This window comes from Rhodanobacter spathiphylli B39, from assembly GCF_000264295.1.
In the GTDB taxonomy this organism is placed as follows: Bacteria; Pseudomonadota; Gammaproteobacteria; order Xanthomonadales; family Rhodanobacteraceae; genus Rhodanobacter; species Rhodanobacter spathiphylli.
This window is the reverse complement of sequence record NZ_AJXT01000038.1, coordinates 1-450: the sequence shown is the minus strand read 5'-3', so window position 1 is coordinate 450 and position 450 is coordinate 1. Positions and strand designations below refer to the sequence as shown.

At 64.7% G+C, this 450-nt stretch carries 1 protein-coding gene; it reads right to left on the bottom strand.

Features of this window, described 5'->3' with window-relative positions; translation table 11 throughout:
* The coding region (locus tag UU7_RS18665) for a hypothetical protein (RefSeq protein WP_007808759.1) at positions 1-450 on the bottom strand (450 nt) is incomplete at both ends.

The window sequence follows — 450 nt, the reverse complement described above, 5'->3', positions numbered from 1 at the left end:
CTGCGCCGCGACATTGCCGGCAAGGCTGCCGGCCGTACCGAAGTTCACCGTGCCGGTCGCGTCGCTGATGTTCTGGAAGCCGCCCCAGTTGTAGCCGTTGCTGCTGCCCTGGTTGGCCACCGTGTTGTCCAGCGCATAGGTCTGGCTCGTACCGGTCACCGTGTTGCTTTGCGCCGCGTTCGCATTGACCGTGGTGTAACCGCTGAAGCTGCCACTGGCACCCGAGATCGCGCCGGTATCCACGTTCAGCGTCAGATCCTGCAGGTAGTTGCCGAAGTCCAGCGTCTGCACCGCGATGGTGCCGGTGACCCCGCCGTTGGTGCCGAAGTTGACCGTGCCGGTGGCGTCGCTGATGTTCTCGAACGAGCTCCAGCCCACCAGGCCACTGCTGCCCTGGTTGGCAACGGTGTTGTCCAGCTGGTAGGTCTGGCCCGAACCCGTGATCGTGTC